Origin of the sequence: Oerskovia flava, assembly GCF_026163685.1 — a bacterium.
Classification (GTDB): Bacteria; Actinomycetota; Actinomycetes; order Actinomycetales; family Cellulomonadaceae; genus Oerskovia_A; species Oerskovia_A flava.
This window is the reverse complement of sequence record NZ_JAOXSR010000004.1, coordinates 1-19,696: the sequence shown is the minus strand read 5'-3', so window position 1 is coordinate 19,696 and position 19,696 is coordinate 1. Positions and strand designations below refer to the sequence as shown.

Here is a 19,696-nt window from a genome sequence, read left to right as displayed (position 1 = left end):
AGGTCAGCGGGAGACGTGGCCGAAGCGGTGCAGGGTGCGGCTCACGGCCTGCTCGTGGAGCACCGTGAGCAGCTCACGGCGCCCGCTGGCCACGACGGGGTGGTCCAGCAGCGTCACCTCGCCGACCCGCCCGGCGGCGGCCTCGTGCAGGCCGGGTGCCCCGCCGAGGACACGGACGCGGCCCGTCACGTCCCCCGACGCGACGCGCTGCGCGAACTCCTCGTGCCCGAGGCCACCAGGACCCTCGACGGGCACGACGACGACCGGCACCCCCGCCGTCCGGGCGGCGGCGCGCACCCGCTCGACCTCGACGGGCTCCGCCCCGTCGCCGACGCGCACGGTGAGCGAATGGACGGGACGGTAGCGGAACACGTTCGCCTCGGCGTGCAGTCCGGACGGGTCGTGCTCGACGCCGAGCTCCCGCGCCCACACGCGGGCGTCGTCGGCCTGGGCCCACGCGAGCCACGCCGCGGGGTCGTCCGCACGGGAGGGGACGTCGTCGCCGTCGGACCAGCGGCCGAGCTGGGCCACGTAGCTCGGCCCGCCCGCCTTGGCGCCCGGGCCGACCGCCGACGCCTTCCACCCGCCGAACGACTGCCGCTGCACGATCGCGCCCGTGATGTGCCGGTTGACGTACGCGTTGCCGACCTGGACGCGTTCGAGCCACGTCGCGACCTCGTCGTCGTCGAGGCTGTGGATCCCGCCAGTGAGACCGAACGCCACGGCGTTCTGCAGGTCGAGGGCCTCGTCGAGCGTCGCGGCGGTCATCACGCCCAGGACGGGCCCGAAGCACTCGGTGAGGTGGAAGAACGACCCCGGCGCGACGCCCTCCTTGAGGCCGGGCGTCCACAGCCGTCCGGCGAGACCGGCCGACCCGTCACCACCGTCCAGCAGCCGCGGCTCGACGAGCCAGCGCTCGCCGGGGTCGAGCGTCGTGAGCGCCCGCTCGAGCTTGTCGCTCGGGACCTCGGTGAGCGGGCCCATCGTCGTCGAGATGTCGGTCGACGCCCCGACGGCGAGCGAGCGCACCGCGTCGACGAGCTGGCGGCGGAACCGGCGCCCCGTCTCGGTGCGGGGGTCGCCGACCGACCCGACGAGGATCAGCAGGGAGGCCGCCGAGCACTTCTGCCCGGCGTGACCGAACGCCGAGCGCACGACGTCCGCGACGGCGAGGTCGAGGTCGGCCGACGGCGTGACGACGAGCGCGTTCTTGCCCGACGTCTCGGCGAGCACCGGGCGTCGCGGCTTCCACCCGGCGAACAGCCGTGCGGTCTCGATGGCGCCGGTCAGCACGACGCGCGCGACGCCGTCGTGCGTGACGAGGTGGGTGCCGAGCTCGTCGTCGGGCACCCGGACGTACTGCACGACGTCGCGGGCCAGCTCCGCGTCGAACGCCCCGTCCGCGACGGCGTCCGCGAGGCCGGCGTGGATCGCCTCGACCGCGACCTCGAGGCAGCGCGGGGTGGGCGGGGCGGGCTTCGCGATCACCGCGGAGCCCGCGGCGAGCGCCGCGAGCACTCCCCCGACGGGGATCGCGACGGGGAAGTTCCACGGCGGCGTGACGAGCGTGACGCCGTCGGGCGTGAACCGCGCGCCGGGGACCTCGTCGAGCTGCTCCGCGGAGCGTGCGTAGTAGCTCGCGAAGTCGATCGCCTCGCTCACCTCGGGGTCCGCCTCGGCGACGGTCTTGCCGGGCTCGTGCACCATGGCGGCCACGAGGTCGGTGCGCGCCTCCTCGAGCCGCACGGCCACGGCGCGCAGCGCCCGGGCGCGCGCCGCCGGCGGCACCTGCGACCAGGCCGCGGCGGCGCGCCCGGCGCGGGCCACGACGTCGTCCACCTCGGCCGTCCGGGTGAGCTCGGGCGTGCGGACCGGGACGAACCCGGAGTCCGGGCCGGTGACCGCGAGCGCCCAGGCGCGGTGCGCGGCGACGGCCGGGTCGGTGTCGGCGACGTTCTCGAAGGTCCCGGGACCGCACGGGGGCGCAGTACCCGGGCCGACGGCGGCGCGCGGGCGGCGCCGCGGCGTCACGTCCTCGGCCTGGTAGTGGACCCCGTGGGCGACCGATGCGCGGAACGCGGCCTCCTGACGTCCCATCGCGCCGCTTCCGGAGGCCTCCTGCTCGGCCGGGGCGAACATGGCGTGCAGGAAGTTCTGCTCCGCCGCATTCTCCTCCAGGCGCCGCACGAGGTAGGAGATCGCGACGTCGAAGTCCTCGCGGGCGACCACGGGCGTGTAGAGCACGACCCGGCCGCCGTCCTTGGCGACCTCGTCGCGCACGGCCCGCGCCTCGGCGGGCGCCATGCCCTGAAGCATCTCGACGTCGAGCGCGTCGCTCACACCGCGGGCCCGGGCCAGCAGGATCGCGAGCGCCACGTGGTAGAGGTTGTGGCTCGCGACGCCGATGCGGACGGCGTCCGCGACGGGGCGGCGCAGCGCATGGTCGACGACGCGCACGTAGTTCGCGTCGACGTCCGGCTTGGTCGCGTACGGCGCCTGCTCCCAGCCGTGCAGCTCGGCCTCGACCTTCTCCATCGCGAGGTTCGCGCCCTTGACGAGGCGCACCTTGATCGGTGCGCCGCCGCGGGCGACCCGGGCGCCGGCGAACTCCGCGAGCTCGTCGAAGGCCCCCAGCGCGTCGGGCAGGTAGGCCTGCAGGACGATGCCCGCCTCGAGCCCGTGGAACTCCTCGCGCCCGAGGACCGCACGGAAGACCTCGGTCGTCAGCGCGAGGTCGCGGTACTCCTCCATGTCGAGGTTGAGGAACACCCCGTGGTCGCGCGCGGCGCGGTACAGCGGCAGGAGGCGCTCGACGACGCGATCGCGCGACCCCTCGAGGTCCCACGTGACGAGCTGGGACGCGACCGACGAGACCTTCACCGACACGTAGTCCACGTCGGGGCGTCGCACGAGCGCGATCGTGCGCTCGAGCCGGGCCCGCGCCTCGTCCTCCCCGAGCACGGCCTCGCCGAGCAGGTTGACGTTGAGCGCGTAGCCCTCGCCGCGGGTGCGGGCGAGGTGGCGGCCGAGGCCGGGACCGGCGTCGGCCACGAGGTGGCCCACGAGCTGACGCAGCCGGATCCGGGCGGCGGGCACGACGACCCTCGGCAGGAGCGCCGCCGCGCGGGCGCCGACCTGCAGGAGCGTGCGGTCGACGGGGCCGAGGAACCCCTGGGCGCGGCCGGCGGTCGCACCGAGCCGCGTGAGCTCGCGCGCGGCGACCTGGACGTCGTGGGGGCGGGCGACGTCGTCGACGAACCGCACGGCGAGCTCGAGCCCGGCCGGGTCCGCGACGAGCGCGCCGAGGCGTTCGGCCGTGCGGCGCTCCCGCGCGTCGGTAGCCGAGTCGCCACCGCCCGCGGCGCCGGAGATCCAGGCCTCGGCGAGGGCGACGGCGTCCTCGACGAGGGACTCGGGCTGCACGGTGGCGGCGGCTCGTGACCGCTGCGCTGCGTCGTTGCTCATCAGTCCAGCGTGCCTCCTCGGCGCAGGCCTGTCTTGTACGATCCGGGCTGAGATGACACCTGTTCACGACAATCCGCCGCGCGCCTGGCCCGAGGCCGAGGCGCTGCTCGCCGCCCTGAGCCCCGCGATGGTCGACCTCATGGACGAGCTGTCGTCGACGATGTTCTGCGCGAAGGACACGACCGGGCGGTACGTCCTCGTCAACCGGGTCTTCGTCGCCCGGACGAACGAGCGCTCGCGCCGCGCCGTGGTCGGTCGGCGCGCGGCGGACCTCTTCGTGCCGCAGCTCGCCGAGCGCTACGAGCAGCAGGACGGCGAGGTGCTGGCGAGCGGCACCGCGCTGCGCGGCGAGCTCGAGCACATCCGTCGCCTCGGCGGGACGTCGGGGTGGTTCCTCACCTCCAAGCTCCCCGTGCACGACGCCGCGGGCGTCGTCGTCGGGCTGGTGAGCGTCTCGCAGGACCTGCGGGCGGGCGAGGCCGACGACGCGACCATGGACTCGATGTCCCGCCTCGTCGCCGAGGTGGCCGCGCGGCTGGACGAACCGCTGCCGCTCGCCCGGCTCGCCGAGCTCGCCGGCTGCACCCCGTCCGTGCTCGACCGCCGCGTCCGGCGCGTGTACTCGCTGAGCCCCCGCCAGCTCGTCCTGCGCACCCGGGTCGACCGGGCCGCGCAGCTCCTCGCCGCGGACGAGCGCAGCATCGCCGACGTCGCGTCGGCGTGCGGGTTCTACGACCAGCCGTCGTTCACGCGCACCTTCGCCCGGCTCACCGGCCAGACGCCGTCGTCGTTCCGCCGCCGCGCCCGTCGCTGACGGTCGCCCAGCACACCGCCGTGCGACCCGGGCCGGTCGCAGGGAGACTGGACGGATGACACCGACACCCATCCCCACCGTCCCCCTGCCCGGCGGCGACATGCCGCTGCTGGGCCTCGGCACGTGGCAGTCGGAGGGCGACGACGCGTACCGCTCGGTACGGCACGCGCTCGACGTCGGCTACCGCCACGTCGACACCGCGACCGGCTACGGCAACGAGGACCAGGTCGGTCGTGCGCTCGCCGAGTCGGGCGTGGCGCGCAGCGACGTGTTCGTCACGACGAAGCTCCCGCCCGACGCCGCGGGCCGCGAGCGGGCGACGCTCGAGGCGTCGCTGCGCGACCTCGGCACCGACTACGTCGACCTGTGGCTCATCCACTGGCCGCCGAACAAGGAGGCCTCCCCGTGGGTCTGGGAGCAGTTCCTCACGCTGCGCGACGAGGGCCTCGTCCGCTCGGTCGGGGTGAGCAACTACTCGGTCGAGCAGGTCGACATCCTCTCCGAGCAGACCGGCCAGACGCCGGCGGTGGACCAGATCCCGTGGAGCCCGGCGGACTACGACCAGCGGCTCGCGGGCGAGCTGGCCCGGCGCGGCGTCGTGCTCGAGGGGTACTCGCCGTTCAAGCGGACCGACCTCGACTCCCCCGTGCTGCGCGACGTCGCCGAGGCGCACGGCGTCACGCCGGCCCAGGTGGTGCTGCGCTGGCACATCGACCACGGGTTCGTCGTGATCCCGAAGTCGGTCACCCCCGAACGGATCGAGGCGAACTTCGACGTCGCCGGGTTCACGCTGGACGCCGAGCAGCTCGCCCAGGTCGACGCGCTCGCCGACTGACGACGCCGGTCGGGTCCCGGAACGGCGAACCGGACGGGGACCCGACGCGGCGTCGGGCGGACGCGGGGTGGCAGGCGGCGGTAGGTTGGGCTCGAACGCTGCCGCACCACCCCGAGCGGCCACCCACCTCACATCCGGAGGACCAGTGACGACGACGTCCGAGCCCCACACGGGAGCCACCCCGCCAGAGGCGCCCGACCACCCGCCGACCCGGCAGCAGCCTGGCGCCGGGTCGGCGATCACGACCGCCCGCAGCCAGCTCGCGACCGCGGTCGAGATCCTCGGGTACGACGACGGCCTGCACGAGATGCTGGGGACGCCGCGGCGCGAGATCAACGTCTCCGTGCCGCTGCGGCGCGACGACGGCAAGATCGAGCTCTTCCACGGTTTCCGTGTCCAGCACAACGTCTCGCGCGGACCGGGCAAGGGCGGGTTGCGCTACCACCCGAGCGTCGACGTCGACGAGGTGCGTGCGCTGGCGATGTGGATGACGTGGAAGTGCGCCATCGTCGACCTGCCCTACGGCGGCGCGAAGGGTGGTGTCTCGATCGACCCGACGGGCTACTCGCAGGCCGAGCTCGAGCGCGTCACGCGTCGCTACACCTCGGAGATCATGCCCGTGATCGGGCCCGAGCGGGACATCATGGCCCCGGACATGGGCACGAACGAGCAGACGATGGCGTGGGTCATGGACACCTACTCCGTCAACCAGGGGTACACCATCCCTGCCGTCGTGACCGGCAAGCCCATCCCCGTGGGCGGCTCGCTGGGGCGGGCGACCGCGACGTCGTCGGGCGTCGTGCACACGACGAAGGCGGCGCTGGCCGACGCCGGGGTCGAGCTGCGGGACGTCAGCGTCGCCGTGCAGGGCTTCGGCAAGGTCGGCTCGCACGCGGCCGCGATCTTCGCCGGCGAAGGGGCGCGCGTCGTCGCCGTGAGCGACCAGCACGGCGGGGTGCACGACCCCGACGGGCTCGACATCCGGTCGCTGTTCGAGCACGTCGACGCGACCGGCTCCGTCGTCGGCTTCGAGCGCGGCGAACCGATCGACAACACCTCCCTCCTCGCGCTGGACGTCGACGTCCTGGTCCCCGCCGCGGTCGAGGGCGTCCTCGACGAGATCACGGCGGACGCGGTCCAGGCACGCTGGGTCGTGGAGGGCGCCAACGGCCCGACGACGGCCGGTGGGGACCGGATCCTCGCCAAGAAGGGCGTGACGGTCGTGCCGGACGTCCTCGCGAACGCCGGCGGCGTCGTCGTGTCGTACTTCGAGTGGGTCCAGGCCAACCAGGCGTACTGGTGGACCGCGCAGGAGATCGGCGAGAAGCTCGAGCTGCGCATGCTCTCGGCGTACGCGGACGTGGCCGCGCTCGCGCGGCGCGAGGAGCTGAGCCTGCGGGACGCGGCCCTCGTGATCGGTGTCAAGCGCGTCGCGGAGGCCCACCAGATCCGCGGTCTCTACCCCTGACCGGCCCGGGCGGCCCCTGACCCGTCCGCACCGGCTCTAGCCCCGGTGGGCACGCAGCGTCGTGACCACCGGGGCGACGAGCGCGACCGCCGAGGCTGCCACGGCGAACCAGGCCACCGTCTCGTCGACGAGCGGGCCCTGGAACCGGCCGACTGCGATCCACGCGAGACCCCAGGCCATGGCGAGCCCGATGCCGAGGGCGAGCGCGCGGCGTCGGGCGGTGAACGTGGCCCACGCGACCGACAGCGCCGCTGCGAGCACGACGAGCACCGCGCCCCAGCCGGTCGCGCCGAGGCCGAGCCCGCCCGCACCGGCGTCGGTCAGGGTCGCGGCGACGTTCGCGAGCGTCGCCACGCTCACCCAGCCCGTGTAGAGCCCGACGGTGCCGTCGAGGACGACCCCCTGGACGGTGCTGTCCGGCGTGGACCGCACGAGCCGCACCACGATCACCGCGAGGACCACCAGCAGCGCGGCGATCACGACGACGCTCGCCGCGAGCCACCCCGCCTGCACGACGCCGATCCACGCCGCGTTGAGGACCATCGACGCGAGCACCCACCAGGAGGTGGCGCGCAGGCGAGGCCTGGTGGCGTGGCGCGGCAGCGCCTGGTAGACGGCGAGGACGAAGAGCCCGAGGTAGATCACCGACCAGATGCGGAAGGCCGGGTTGTCGGGGGCCACGGGCGTCGCGTCGGCCGACAGCGCGCCGCCGGACGTGCGCTCGACGGCCGTCCCGCCGAACGCGCCGGCGCCGTAGGCCGCGGCACCGGCGGCGACGAGCGAGCCGACGAGGACGACGACCTGGCGCACACGGTCGGACGACGTCGGCGAGGTGGACACGGACGGGGAGGCGGCTGCGGTCGTCATGACTCCACGATGGCATCACTCAGCATGCTGAGCATCTTGGAGCAGGTCAGGCGAGGGGCTGTCGACCTGCCCAGTCGAGGAGCGTGGTGCGCGGGCCGGTGAAGAACGGCACCTCCTCGCGCACGTGGCGGCGGGCCTCGGTGTCCCGGAGGTCGCGCATGAGGTCGACGATGCGGTGCAGCTCGTCGGCCTCGAACGCGAGGATCCACTCGTAGTCGCCCAGCGCGAACGCCGAGACGGTGTTTGCCCGCACGTCCTTGTACCCGGCGGCTGCGACGCCGTGGTCGCGCAGCATCGTGCGGCGCTCGGCCTCGGGCAGGAGGTACCAGTCGTAGGAGCGCACGAACGGGTACACGCAGATGTAGTCGCGCGGCTTCTCGCCCGCGAGGAACGCCGGCACGTGCCCGCGGTTGAACTCGGCGGGGCGGTGCATCGCAGCGACGGACCACACCGGCTCCAGCGCACGCCCGAGGTCGCTCGCCCGCAGCCGCTGGTAGGCGCCCTGGACGGCCTCGATGCTCGGCCCGTGGAACCAGACCATGAGGTCGGCGTCCGAGCGCAGCCCGCCGACGTCGTACCAGCCGCGCAGGACGAGGTCGCCGTCGGCCTGGGCCGGGTCGACGCCCTGGTCCGGCCCGCCACCCACGAGGCCCTCGGCCTCGCGCACGAGTGACGCCCGCTCGTCGGCGTCCTCGGGGAGCGTCTCCGTCAGCGAGAACACCGACCACATCGTGTACCGGATCGTCGCGTTGATGCTCTCGGTGTCGACGGCCGCGCCGGTGTCGCCGTGCACATGGCTCTGGCTGGTGGTCTCACTCACGGTTCTCTCCTCGCTCATCCGCTGTGGGCGGGATCGTGGCGGGAATCCGGCCACGGATTCCCGCCACGATCCCGCCCCCAGCGCTCTGGTGGCTCCGGGGGTCCGGGACACGCGGGACCGGGCCCGGGGGGGGGGGGGGGGTGGGGGGGGGACCGCGGCCCCGTCCCCCCCCCCACGATCCCGCCCACAGCGCTCTGGTGTCTCAGCTGGTCAGGGACTCGCTGCACAGGGCCGGGACGCCGCTCGGCTCGCCGTCGCGGCGCAGGCAGCAACCCGGTGCGCAGACGGAGCGGAACGGCGGCAGCGTGCCGACCGTCGCCTGCTCGACGTCGTCGCCGCGCGCCATCGCCGCGCGCTCCAGCAGGAGGTCGACGAGACCGCGCACGAACGGCTCGCGCGTGCTCACGGTACCCGCGCGGACCGCGGTCATGCCGAGCCCGTCCGCGGTCGCCAGCGCCTCCGTGTCGAGGTCGTAGGCGACCTCCATGTGGTCCGAGATGAAACCGATCGGCGACAGCACGACGTCGCGCACGCCCTCGGCCGCCAGCGCCTCGAGGTGGTCGTTCACGTCCGGCTCGAGCCAGGGCTGGCTCGGCGGGCCGGAGCGCGAGCAGTACGCGAGGTCCCACGCGACGTCGTGCCCCAGCCGCTGCGAGACCTCCGCGGCGACGACGCGGGCCAGATCGAGGTGCTGCTCGGAGTACGTCGCCTGCGCGATGCGCGACGCCGCCTCCATGGTGTCCGGGATGGAGTGCGTGACGAACACGAGCCGTGCCGCGGCGCCGTCCCCACCCTTGTCGGCCAGCGCCGCGTAGCCGTCGAGCACGGCGTCGATGTTCGCCCGGGCGAACCCGGGGTGGTTGAAGTACGAGCGGATCTTGTCGAACTGCACCCCGGTCGAGCCGGTGCCGTCGAGCTGGCCGCGCTTCTCGAGCGTCACGGCGAGGTCCTCGCGGTACTGCCGGCAGCCGGAGTAGGACGAGAAGGCGGAGGTCACGAGCGCGACCGCGCGCTGCGCGCCGAGCGCCTCGAGCTCGTCGATCGCGTCGGTGGTGTACGGCTCCCAGTTGCGGTTGCCCCACACGACGGGCAGCGCGATGCCGCGACGCGCGAGCTCCGCCTCGAGGGCGGCCTTGAGCGCGAGGTTCTGCCCGTTGATGGGGCTCTTCCCGCCGAACCCGTAGTAGTGCTCGCCGACCTCCTCGAGGCGCGAGTCGGGGATGCCCTTGCCCGCGGTCACGTTGCGGAGGAAGGGCACGACGTCCTCGGGCTTGTTCGGCCCGCCGAACGAGTACAGCAGGAGAGCGTCGTACGGGAGCGAGTCGGCGGCGGACGAGGCCTGGGGGGCGGTGGTGGCGGCGTCCTGGGGGGAGAACGAGGGCATGTCCAGCATCATGACACCCGCCGCTGGGAGGTCGCGCCCCGGAGCGGTCGGCCACCACGTGACATTGACCAGACACCACGTCAGATCCGCTCGGCGTCCGCGGACGACGGCCCCCGGTGCGCTCTCCGCGTGATTCGTGAGCACTCCTGCCTATAGGCTCGACCGATGCACACCGCCGCCGGACTCCTGCCCGCACCCGTCAGCGTGGTCGCCATCGGCACACCCGGCGCATCCGGCGCATCCGCCGCGCCGGGCACCGTGCCGGGCATGCTCACCCTGCGCACGGGCGTGCGCGTGAGCGCGCACCCCGAGCTCGCCGCGGCCGCCCGGTGGTGGCGCCGCACCACCGAGTCCGCCTTCGGGATCGACCTGCACGGGGTACCCGAGGCGCCCGCGGACGTGACGTTCGCCGTCGGGCCGGACCTCCCCGCCGGCGGCTACCGCCTCACGGTGGACGGGGACGGCGTGCGCGTCGAGGCGGCCGACGCGGCGGGCGCGCACGCCGCCGCCCAGACGCTGCGCCAGCTCGCCGGCCCGCAGGCCTACCGCGCCGCCCCGACCGCCCCGGACATCACCGGTGTGAACCTGGCGCACGTGACGATCACCGACCACCCGCGGTTCGTGTGGCGCGGGGTGCTCCTCGACGTGGCCCGGCACTTCATGCCACCGCGCGAGGTGATGCGGTTCGTCGACCTCGCGGCGGCGCACAAGCTCAACGTCGTCCAGCTCCACCTGACCGACGACCAGGGGTGGCGCATGCCGGTCGAGCGCTACCCGCGGCTCACGACCACGGGCGGGTGGCGGCGCGAGTCGAACGTGGGCACGTGGCGATCGGGAGTTCTCGACGGCCGGCCCCACGGCGGGTCGTACACCCGCGACGACCTCCGGGAGATCGTGGCGCACGCCCGGGAGCGTGGCGTGACGATCGTCCCGGAGATCGACGTCCCCGGCCACGTCGAGGCCGCGGTCGCCGCCTACCCCGAGCTCGGCACGCGCAAGACCCCTCACGAGGTCCGCACCACCTGGGGCGTGAGCACCGAGGTCCTCGACCCGTCGGAGGACTCCCTCGCGTTCTTCCGCCACGTGCTCGACGAGGTGCTCGACGTCTTCGACTCACCGTGGATCGCGCTCGGGGGCGACGAGGTCCCGGCGACCCTGTGGCGCGAGCAGCCGGAGATCGTCGCGCGCGCCCAGGACCTCGGTCTCGCGGACGTCACCGGGCTGCACGGCTGGTTCCTCGCCCGCCTGGCCGAGCACGTGCGCGCCGCCGGCCGCCGAGCGATCGTCTGGGACGAGGCGTTCGGCCCGCAGCTGCCGACCGACGTCGCCGTGACCTCCTGGCGCGGCTACGCCGTCGGCGCCCGTGCGCTCGCCGCCGGGCACGACGTCGTCATGTCGCCCGAGCAGGTCGTCTACCTCGACCACCGTGCGGGGGACGGCGCGGACGAGCCGGTGCCGGTCGGGTTCCTGCGCACGGTCGAGGACGTCTACGCGTTCGAGCCGATGCCCGCGGGCGCGCTCGCCGAGACGCTGGGCACGGGCACGACGACGGGGCGGCTCCTCGGCGCCCAGGCGGCGGTGTGGACCGAGCACCTCGACTCCCCGCGCCGCGTCGACTACGCGACCTACCCCCGCCTCGCGGCGTTCGCCGAGGCGGTGTGGTCGCCGGCCACCGACCGCTCCCCCGGCTCGCCGACGTCGCGGGAGTTCCTCGGCCGTCTCGAGCGCGACCACCTGCCGCGACTGTCGGCGGCAGGTGTCGAGCACCGGCCGCTCGACGGCCCGCACCCGTGGCAGACCCGCCCGGGCGCCCAGGGCTTCCCGCGCGACCTCGCGGCCGAGACCGCCGCGGGCGGGTGGGCCGGCGTGGGCGGCTGGGTGGACGGTCGTGACGACGGTGCGCAACCGTGACACAACCGTGACACCGACCTTCGGGGATCAGCGGTAGAGCAGGTCCTCGGCGGTCGTCTCCTGCCAGCCGGGGACGTCGAGCGCTCCGGGCGCGTCCCACGCGCCGCCGGTGATCGCGTCGAACGCGCCGCGGCGGCCGAACAGCCGCTCGAGCGGCGTCGCGTCGGACTCGCCGGGCTGGAGCCCGCGCTGCTCGGTCTCCGCGAGCAGGCCCGGGTGCAGCAGCGCGACGGTCCGTAGCAGCGCGACACCGGTCCGCACCGGGCGGAAGGCCTCGACGTCGGTGACGTGGAGCAGGACTCCCTCGCAGGGCTGGTGGGCCCAGTCCCGCACGAGCGGGGTGAAGCCGTACGGCACGGCCCGCACGCCCGGCAGGTCGAGCGCGGCGAACGCGTCGGCGAGGTCCTCGCCGTCGATCCACGGCGCGCCGAGGGCACGGAACGGCACCGCGGTGGAGCGTCCCTCCGAGAGGTTCACCCCCTCCACGAGGCACGTGCCGGGGTAGAGCAGGGCCGTCGTCGGGCTCGGCATGTTGGGTGACGGCGGCACCCACGGCCAGGTCGGGGTCGACAACGCCGTCGTCGTACGCTCCCACCCCTCGACGCGCACCACCCGCAGGTCGACGTCGATGCCGCGGGTGCGTGCCCAGTGCCTGGTGAGCTCTCCGATCGTCAGGCTGTGCCGAAGGGGCATCGACCAGCGGCCGACGAGCGAGTGGCAGTCCTCGTCCAGCACGGGCCCCTCGACGTGCTCCATCGAGCCGCCGAGCGGGTTGGGTCGGTCGAGGACGATGACGGCGACGTCGTGCTCGGCGCACGCCTCGAGGACGTGGCTCAGGGTCCAGACGTAGGTGTAGAACCGCGCGCCGACGTCCGGCAGGTCGACGACGACGGCGTCGAGCCCCGCCAGGTCGGTGCCGTCCGGGCGGACGTGGTCGCCGTAGAGGCTGACGACGGGCAGGCCGGTCGTGCGGTCGGTGCCCCCGGCGACGTGCTCGCCCTCGCGGGCACGGCCGCTGAGTCCGTGCTCCGGACTGAGGTAGCGCACGACCTGCAGGCCGGCCCGGTGCAGCGCTACGCGGGAGACCTCAAGGTCTCGGGTCGTCGCCAGGTCGTTGGTCAGGAAGCCGAGCCTGCCGCGCAGGAGGTCCCCGACGCCGTCCGGGTCGCGTGTCAGAAGTCGGTCGACACCAGCTCGCATGCTTCTCCGCTCGTCGCGCTGTTTCGGGTGTGTAAAAGTTTGCCACAGGTCTAGCCCTTCGTGTAGAAATTTGTCAGCATCGACGTCGACGACGACCCGACCGGACGGAGCACCACCCGTGGAGCCACCCCCGACGCTGTCCCGCACCGAGACCCGGAGCCCTGCCTCGAGCGGGCTCGACGCCCGGCAGACCCTCGACGTCCTCACCCTCCTCAACGACGCCGACGCCGAGGTGGCGGGTGCCGTGCGCGCCACGCTCCCCGCGATCGCACGGCTCGTCGACCTCGCGGTGGCGTCGCTCGACGCCGACGGCAAGGTCGTCTACCTCGGCGCCGGGACCTCCGGGCGGCTCGCCGTCCTCGACGCCGCAGAGCTCCTGCCCACCTTCGCGCTCGAACCCGGACGGGTGGTCGCGCGCATCGCCGGCGGGCAGCGTGCCGTCGTCGACGCCGTCGAGGGCGCCGAGGACAGCGCGGAGGCAGGCGCCGCCGACGCCGCCGACCTCACCGAGCACGACCTCGCCATCGGCGTCACCGCCTCGGGCACGACGCCGTACGTCCGCGGAGCGCTCGACGCCGCGCGACGGGCCGGGGCCACGACCGCCCTGGTCACGAGCAACCCCGATACACCGCTCGCCGCGCTGGCCGACGTCCTCGTCGCCCCGGACACGGGGCCGGAGATCCTCACGGGCTCCACCCGGCTCAAGGCAGGCACAGCCGCCAAGCTCGTCCTCAACGGCTTCTCGACCGCGTTGATGACACGTCGCGGGCGCGTCTACGACAACCTCATGGTCGCGCTCCTCGACACCAACGAGAAACTGCACCAGCGCACGGTGCGCATCCTCACCACGCTCACCGGCCTCGACGAGGAGCGCGCCGAGGACACGCTGCGCGCGTGCGACGGGGACCTGCGCACCGCGCTCGTCTCCGTCCTCGCGGTCGTCGACCCGCACGAGGCCCGCGAGCGCCTGCGCCGCACCGATCTCGACGTCCGCGCCGCCCTCGGCCCAGTACGCACCACCCCGCACACCTCCCCCCGAAAGGACCACCGATGAGAAAGCCCTACCAGGCCGGCGCCGCGGCGCTCGCCACGACCCTCGCCCTGGCAGCCTGCGCACCCGGCGGAAGCTCCGACACACCGCAGGGGGCCGACGGCGAGGACGTCACCCTGACCATCTGGTCCTGGCAGGCGCAGAACGCCGGTGACTGGGAGCGGGTGTTCGACGTCTACGAGGAGGCGAACCCCGGGGTGACGATCGAGTTCGAGGGCTTCCAGGCGACGGAGTACAACCAGCTGCTCTCGACGGGGCTCGCAGGCCGCGACGGTCCCGACGTCGCCATGATCCGCGCGTACGGCGGTGCGCAGGCGCCGATCGACGCCGGCCAGCTCGTGCCGATCGACGACGTCGTGGACGGGCTCGACGCGTACGACCCGACCATCCTGCAGGCCGCCCAGGGCCGCGCGGACGGCGCGACCTACGGTGTGCCGTTCGCCTACCAGACCATGACGATGTACTACGACGCGGACCTGTTCGACGAGCTCGGGCTCTCCGAGCCGACGACCTGGGACGAGTTCGTCGACGTCCAGGAGATCCTGCTCGACGCCGACATCACCCCCATGGCGCTCGGCGCCCGGGAGGACTGGGTCCTGCCGATGTTCCACGACCTCGTGGGGTCCGCCCGCTACGGCGGCGCGGACTTCGCCGCCGCCGTGCAGGACGGCAGCACCGACTTCACGGACCCCGACTACGTCGCGTCGCTCGAGATCGTCGAGGACATGAAGCAGTACCTGGACAAGGACGTCACGGCCGTCGCGGTCGCCGACGCGACCCTGCAGTTCACGTCCGGCCAGGCCGCGCAGTGGCCCGGCGGCTCGTTCGACCTCAAGACCATCCGCGACTCCGCACCCGACATGAACCTCGGCGTCTACCAGGTGCCGCCGGCGCCGGGCTCGCCGCTCGACGAGGCCGTGACACCGTCCTACGCCGACGGCAGCTTCGGGATCAATGCGGCGAGCGCGCACCAGGACGAGGCGGCCGCGCTGCTGAACTGGATGACGACGACCGAGTTCGGCCAGCTCGTGGCCGACGAGGTGCTGCAGTTCTCGCCGCTGGCGGGCGTCACCTACGGCGACGCGCTCATGCAGGAGATGAACGACACCTACCTCACCAACGCCGTGCCGTACCTCCTGCTCGTCGACTTCCGCTACGGCGACCCCGCGGGAACCGCCGTGCTCGGCCCGGACATCCAGGCCATGTGGCTCGGCCAGAAGTCCGCCGACCAGCTCGCGGAGGACCTGCAGAGCGGGATCTCGACATGGTTCACCCCCGGCGCCTGAGCCGCACCACACCCTGACCGTCGGGTGGCCCCTGCGCGGGGCCACCCGACCCGGACCGGACGGAGAGACGATGGCCATCACGGTCCCGCGCACCGCGCGGCGTCGCCCCCCACGCAACACGGGCATCCAGCTCGGGCTCGTCCCGAGCCTCGCCTTCATCATGCCCGCGCTCGTGCTGTTCGCGGTGCTCATCATGTACCCGATGGGTGCCGCCCTCAGCTACTCGTTCTACGGCTGGCAGGGCACGGCACGGGACGGCTTCGTCGGCTTCGCGAACTACGTCACGCTGCTCACGCAGCAGCCGTACGCGGACCAGCTGTGGCGGGGGTTCTCCCACAACCTGCTCCTCTTCGCGGGCGCGTTCGTCTTCCAGAACTCCCTCGGTCTCGGGATCGCCCTCCTGCTCCACCGCCGTCAGCGCACCAAGCGACTGTTCCAGACGATGTTCACCCTGCCGTACCTGGTGAGCCCGATGGTCATCGGCTACCTGTGGTCGCTCATGCTCTCGCCCCTGTTCGGGCCGGTGAACGCGATCCTGCGCGGGGTCGGGCTCGAGAGCCTCGCGCTGCCCTGGTTGGGCGACCCGGCGCTCGCGATCTGGATGGTCGTCCTGGTCTCGGGCTGGCAGTGGATCGGCTTCCCGATCCTGCTCTACGGTGCGGCGATCGGCGGCATCCCGGTCGAGCTCGACGAAGCCGCGTCGCTCGACGGCGCGACGGCGCTCACCCGGCTGCGCTACATCACGCTGCCCATGCTCGTGCCCACGATGGGCATCGTCACCGTGCTCACCTTCATCGGTGCCATGGAGGCGATGGCGATCCCGTTCGCGCTCGGCGGGTCGAGCGGCAGCCCGGCCGGATCGACCGACGTCATGATGCTGCTCTTCTACCGGACCGCGTTCGAGTCGGGCAACCCCAACTCGATCGGTGTCTCGTCCGCGCTCGCCACCGTCCTCTTCCTGTTCATCCTCGGCATCTCCGTCGGGATCACCCGCGTGATGCGTCGAGCCGAGCGGAGGCTGTCCTGATGACCGTCGTCGACACCTCACCGTCCACCGCACCGGTGCGTCCGCCCGAGCCGGGCGGGGACCGCCGTCGGACCCGCACCAAGCAGAGCGGTCACTGGATGCCGCGCCTCCTCGTCAACGTCCTGCTGTGGGGGTACGCGGTCGTCGCGGTCGGGCCGCTCGTCCTCATGGTGAACAACGCGCTGCGCACCCAGCAGCAGATCGCGGCCGAGCCTCTCGGCCTGCCCTTCCCGATCTCGTTCACCTCCTTCCAAGAGGCCTGGGTCACGGCGTCGTTCGACACGTACTTCACGAACTCGATCGTCGTGACGGTCACGTCGGTCGCGCTCTCGACGTTCGTCTCGCTCATGGCCGCCTACGCGTTCGCCCGCACCCGCGTACGCGGGCTGCGCTCGATCGAAGGCCTGTTCCTCGCCGGACTCATGCTGCCGGTGCACCTCGCGGTCCTGCCGCTGTTCTTCATGCTCGACCAGCTCGGGATGACGAGCAACATCGTCAGCCTGATCCTCGTCTACACGGCCCTGGGGATCCCGTTCTCGACGTTCGTGCTCGCCGTGTTCTTCCGCCAGCTCCCGCAGGAGCTGGAGGAGGCGGCGCGCCTCGACGGCGCCGGACCGTTCCGCGCCTTCTGGTCGATCATGGTCCCGCTCGTGCGCCCCGCGCTCGCGACCGTCGTCGTGTTCCGCTTCGTCCCCGTGTGGAACGACTTCTTCTACCCGTTGATCCTCATGCGGGACCGCGACAGCTACACCCTGCCCGTGGGCCTGACCCGGTTCTTCGGGGAGTACTCGACCGACTGGCCACAGCTCTTCGCCGGCCTGACGATCGCGACGCTGCCCCTGGTCGTCGTCTTCCTGCTCGCCACACGCCAGATCATCTCCGGTCTGACGTCGGGCATGAGCAAGTGACGTCAGGTGGCGGCTGGTCCGCCGCGTCCAGCCTCGTGCGGACCGACGCCGCCTCGCGTCGCCGCCTGGTGGGCACCACCGCGCGGGTGCGGGCGGGCGCGCAGGTAGAGCCGGTGACGAGCCGCTCCCGGTTCGACCTCGCGTCGCTCACGAAGGTCTTCACGGCCCTCACGGTGCTCACGCTGGTCGATGACGGCCTTCTCGACCTCGACGCGCCCGTCCGCGAGCGCCTCGACGTCCCCGCGACCCGGACCGGCGCGAGCGCGCGGCACCTGCTCACCCACACCGCCGGGCTGCGAGCCTCGTCCGTCGCGTGGCGGACCGCCGCCACGCCTGCGGGGGTGCTCGACGACGTGCTGGGCACGGCGCCCGAGACCGAGCCAGGACAGATGCACCTCTACTCCTGCCTGGGCTTCGTGCTGCTCGGCCTGCTCGTCGAGGAGGTCACGTCGACCTCGCTCGACCGGGTCGTGCTGGACCGGGTCGCCGTACCCCTCGGCGCGGCCGGACTGTCCTGGGGCCCGGTGCGCGTGCCGAACGCGGCCCCCGGAGAGGTCGTCGCGACGGAGCCTGGCACCCCGACGGGGCACGTCCACGACGAGCTCGCGGCCGCGCTCGCCCGACCGGTCGGGAACGCCGGCCTGTTCGGCACGCTCGACGACGTGGCCCGCCTCGCGGAGGTCGTGCGCCGCCGGGGGGCGTTCGGCGGTCGGCACGTCGTCTCGGAGGCCCGGTGGCACGAGCTCGTGACGCCGGACCCGGTCGCGGTGCGCGCGGGCGCGCCGTACGGCCAGGCCCTGGGTCTGCGCCGCGGGTGCCCGACGATGTCGGTGACCGGCGACCAGGTCGGGCACACCGGCTTCACGGGGACGTCGTTCGTCGTCGACCTGTCGACGGGTGGGTACGCGGTGCTCCTGACGAACCGTGTGCACGGCGGGCGCGACGGCACGGGCGTCGACGACGAGCGCCGCGCGCTCGCCGGGTGCATCTCCCCGTAGGATCGATCGAAGGCAGGAGTCCGTACTAATCCCGCCGCTCGTCTGACACGACCCGACACGACCGACACGACGGAGCCGGACAGTGCGCATCCCCGACCAGCGACCGCTCACGATCCGCGGCGCACGGCGCCCGCTGCCGGACGGCAGGACCAGCGGCCCTCTCGACCTCGTCGTGGCGGACGGCCGTATCGCCGAGATCGCACCGTCGGGCGGGTCGACGGCGATCCCCGACGGCGCCGACGTCCTCGACGCCGACGGCCGGCTCGCGCTCCCGGGCTTCGTCGACGCGCACGTCCACGGCGAGGCCGCGGTCCTCGAGCCCGAGGTGCAGCTCGCGATGCTGCGCCAGGGGGTGACGAGCATCGTCGTCGGCCAGGACGGTGTCTCCTGGGCGCCGTCGTCGCCCGCGACCGCCCGCTGGGCGAGCGACTACTTCACCGCGATCAACGGCGAGCACCCGACCTTCCGCGGCGGGTCGGTGGCCGACCTCCTCGCCGGGTACGTCGGCACGACGCCGGTCAACGTCGCCTACCTCGTGCCGCACGGCACGCTGCGGCACGCGGTGGTGGGCACCGAGGCCCGTCCCGCGACGCCGGCCGAGCTCGACGCGATGACGGCGCTCCTGCGTGCCGCGCTCGACGACGGCGCCGTCGGGCTGTCGACGGGCCTGGAGTACGTCCCGGCCGCGTACGCCGACGAGACCGAGCTCGTCACGCTCGCCCGCGTGGTCGCCGAGCGCTCCCTGCCGCACGTGAGCCACATGCGTGGGTACGAGGAGAAGGCCGGACCGGCGTTCGCGGAGCTCGTGCGCGTGGCCCGGGCGTCGGGCGTCGCGACCCACGTCTCGCACTACCACGGTCCCGCCGCGGAGCTCGCGGGCTACGTCGACGAGGCGCGCGCGTGCGGGCTCGACGTCACGTTCGACTCCTACCCCTACCTGCGCGGCTGCTCGATCCTGTCGATGGTCGCGCTGCCGACGTGGCTCCCGATCGCCGAGCCGGACGCGACGCTCGCCGCGCTCAGCGACCCGGCCGTCCTCGCCCGGCTGCACCGCGAGCACTTCCCGGGTCTCGCCGACCTCTGGGCGCGCGTGACGCTCGCCGCGGTGCCGACCGAGACGCCCGGCGAGCTCGCGTGGGCGGAGGGGATGACCCTGCCCGACGTCGCAGCCCGCCTGGGCACCACCCCCACCGACGCCGCGGTCCGGATCCTCGTCGCGACCCGGCTGCGGGCGAGCTGCGTGTTCGCCCAGCCGCCGACCAACTCCGCCGAGTCGGTGCGCACGCTGCTGCGCCACCCGGCGCAGATGGGCGGCTCCGACGCCATCTACCAGCCCGTCGCCGGCGGGCGCCCGCACCCGCGCGGCTGGGGGGCCTTCGCCCGCTTCCTCGCCGAGCACGTGCGCACGCTCGGCGACTGGACCTGGCACGAGGCCGAGCAGCACCTCTCCGCGTCGGCCGCCCGACGGTTCGGCCTGGCCGACCGCGGGGTCCTGCGCCCGGGCGCCGCGGCCGACGTCGTGCTCGTCGACCCCGACCGCGTCCAGGACGAGGCGACGTACGAGGCCCCGCGCCGCCCGGCGTCAGGCATCGACGACGTCCTCGTGGCAGGCCTCCGGGTCCTGGCTGACGGCGCCCTCACGGGCGCCGCCCCCGGCCGCCC

At 73.7% G+C, this 19,696-nt stretch carries 15 protein-coding genes; 10 read left to right on the top strand and 5 right to left on the bottom strand.

The window, feature by feature from the left end; all coding sequences use genetic code 11:
• Window positions 1–3: 3 nt before the first annotated feature.
• Window positions 4–3,465, bottom strand: a complete 3,462-nt coding sequence (locus OHL10_RS08535; protein ID WP_265521779.1) for a bifunctional proline dehydrogenase/L-glutamate gamma-semialdehyde dehydrogenase — start codon at window positions 3,463–3,465, stop codon at window positions 4–6.
• Between the two features lie 52 nt (window positions 3,466–3,517).
• Between OHL10_RS08535 and OHL10_RS08530 the strand changes: the two genes are divergently transcribed.
• From OHL10_RS08530 to OHL10_RS08520, 3 genes are all read left to right on the top strand, one after another.
• Window positions 3,518–4,279 carry a helix-turn-helix domain-containing protein gene (locus OHL10_RS08530; RefSeq protein ID WP_265521778.1) on the top strand — a complete coding sequence of 254 codons (762 nt, stop codon included), beginning with the start codon at window positions 3,518–3,520 and terminating at the stop codon, window positions 4,277–4,279.
• Window positions 4,280–4,334: 55 nt separating this feature from the next.
• Complete coding sequence (locus tag OHL10_RS08525) at window positions 4,335–5,114, top strand: aldo/keto reductase (RefSeq protein ID WP_265521777.1); 780 nt, start codon at window positions 4,335–4,337, stop codon at window positions 5,112–5,114.
• Between the two features lie 145 nt (window positions 5,115–5,259).
• Window positions 5,260–6,582 carry a Glu/Leu/Phe/Val family dehydrogenase gene (locus tag OHL10_RS08520; RefSeq protein WP_425498980.1) on the top strand — a complete coding sequence of 441 codons (1,323 nt, stop codon included), beginning with the start codon at window positions 5,260–5,262 and terminating at the stop codon, window positions 6,580–6,582.
• Window positions 6,583–6,618: 36 nt separating this feature from the next.
• Here the strand turns inward: OHL10_RS08520 and OHL10_RS08515 are convergent, their stop codons facing one another.
• From OHL10_RS08515 to OHL10_RS08505, 3 genes are all read right to left on the bottom strand, one after another.
• Complete coding sequence (locus OHL10_RS08515) at window positions 6,619–7,449, bottom strand: tryptophan-rich sensory protein (protein ID WP_265521776.1); 831 nt, start codon at window positions 7,447–7,449, stop codon at window positions 6,619–6,621.
• A gap of 46 nt (window positions 7,450–7,495) precedes the next feature.
• Entirely contained in the window at window positions 7,496–8,287 is a 792-nt protein-coding gene (gene hemQ, locus OHL10_RS08510) for a hydrogen peroxide-dependent heme synthase (RefSeq protein WP_425498979.1), read from the bottom strand.
• Window positions 8,288–8,471: 184 nt separating this feature from the next.
• On the bottom strand, window positions 8,472–9,653 hold the full coding sequence (locus tag OHL10_RS08505; RefSeq protein WP_265521774.1) for a ferrochelatase: 1,182 nt from the start codon (window positions 9,651–9,653) through the stop codon (window positions 8,472–8,474).
• 165 nt (window positions 9,654–9,818) lie between these two features.
• Between OHL10_RS08505 and OHL10_RS08500 the strand changes: the two genes are divergently transcribed.
• The gene (locus OHL10_RS08500) at window positions 9,819–11,564 is read left to right on the top strand and encodes a beta-N-acetylhexosaminidase (RefSeq protein WP_265521773.1); all 1,746 of its coding nucleotides are present in this window, start codon (window positions 9,819–9,821) and stop codon (window positions 11,562–11,564) included.
• Window positions 11,565–11,591: 27 nt separating this feature from the next.
• Here the strand turns inward: OHL10_RS08500 and OHL10_RS08495 are convergent, their stop codons facing one another.
• Complete coding sequence (locus OHL10_RS08495; RefSeq protein ID WP_265521772.1) at window positions 11,592–12,764, bottom strand: exo-beta-N-acetylmuramidase NamZ family protein; 1,173 nt, start codon at window positions 12,762–12,764, stop codon at window positions 11,592–11,594.
• Between the two features lie 118 nt (window positions 12,765–12,882).
• Between OHL10_RS08495 and OHL10_RS08490 the strand changes: the two genes are divergently transcribed.
• The 6 genes from OHL10_RS08490 to OHL10_RS08465 all read left to right on the top strand — a co-directional run.
• A complete protein-coding gene (locus OHL10_RS08490) occupies window positions 12,883–13,818 on the top strand; it encodes an N-acetylmuramic acid 6-phosphate etherase (protein ID WP_265521771.1) in 936 nt (311 codons plus the stop codon).
• Window positions 13,815–15,101 (top strand): ABC transporter substrate-binding protein, encoded by a 1,287-nt coding sequence (locus OHL10_RS08485; RefSeq protein ID WP_265521770.1) that lies wholly within the window; start codon window positions 13,815–13,817, stop codon window positions 15,099–15,101. Before OHL10_RS08490 ends, OHL10_RS08485 begins: the two co-directional genes overlap by 4 nt.
• Before the next feature lie 70 nt (window positions 15,102–15,171).
• A complete protein-coding gene (locus OHL10_RS08480; protein WP_265521769.1) occupies window positions 15,172–16,128 on the top strand; it encodes a carbohydrate ABC transporter permease in 957 nt (318 codons plus the stop codon).
• On the top strand, window positions 16,128–17,036 hold the full coding sequence (locus OHL10_RS08475) for a carbohydrate ABC transporter permease (RefSeq protein ID WP_265521768.1): 909 nt from the start codon (window positions 16,128–16,130) through the stop codon (window positions 17,034–17,036). The genes OHL10_RS08480 and OHL10_RS08475 overlap by 1 nt, the downstream gene beginning before the upstream one ends.
• On the top strand, window positions 17,033–18,034 hold the full coding sequence (locus OHL10_RS08470) for a serine hydrolase domain-containing protein (RefSeq protein ID WP_265521767.1): 1,002 nt from the start codon (window positions 17,033–17,035) through the stop codon (window positions 18,032–18,034). The genes OHL10_RS08475 and OHL10_RS08470 overlap by 4 nt, the downstream gene beginning before the upstream one ends.
• Before the next feature lie 82 nt (window positions 18,035–18,116).
• Window positions 18,117–19,696 (top strand): N-acyl-D-amino-acid deacylase family protein (locus tag OHL10_RS08465; RefSeq protein ID WP_265521766.1); only part of this gene is annotated, 1,580 nt, incomplete at its 3' end.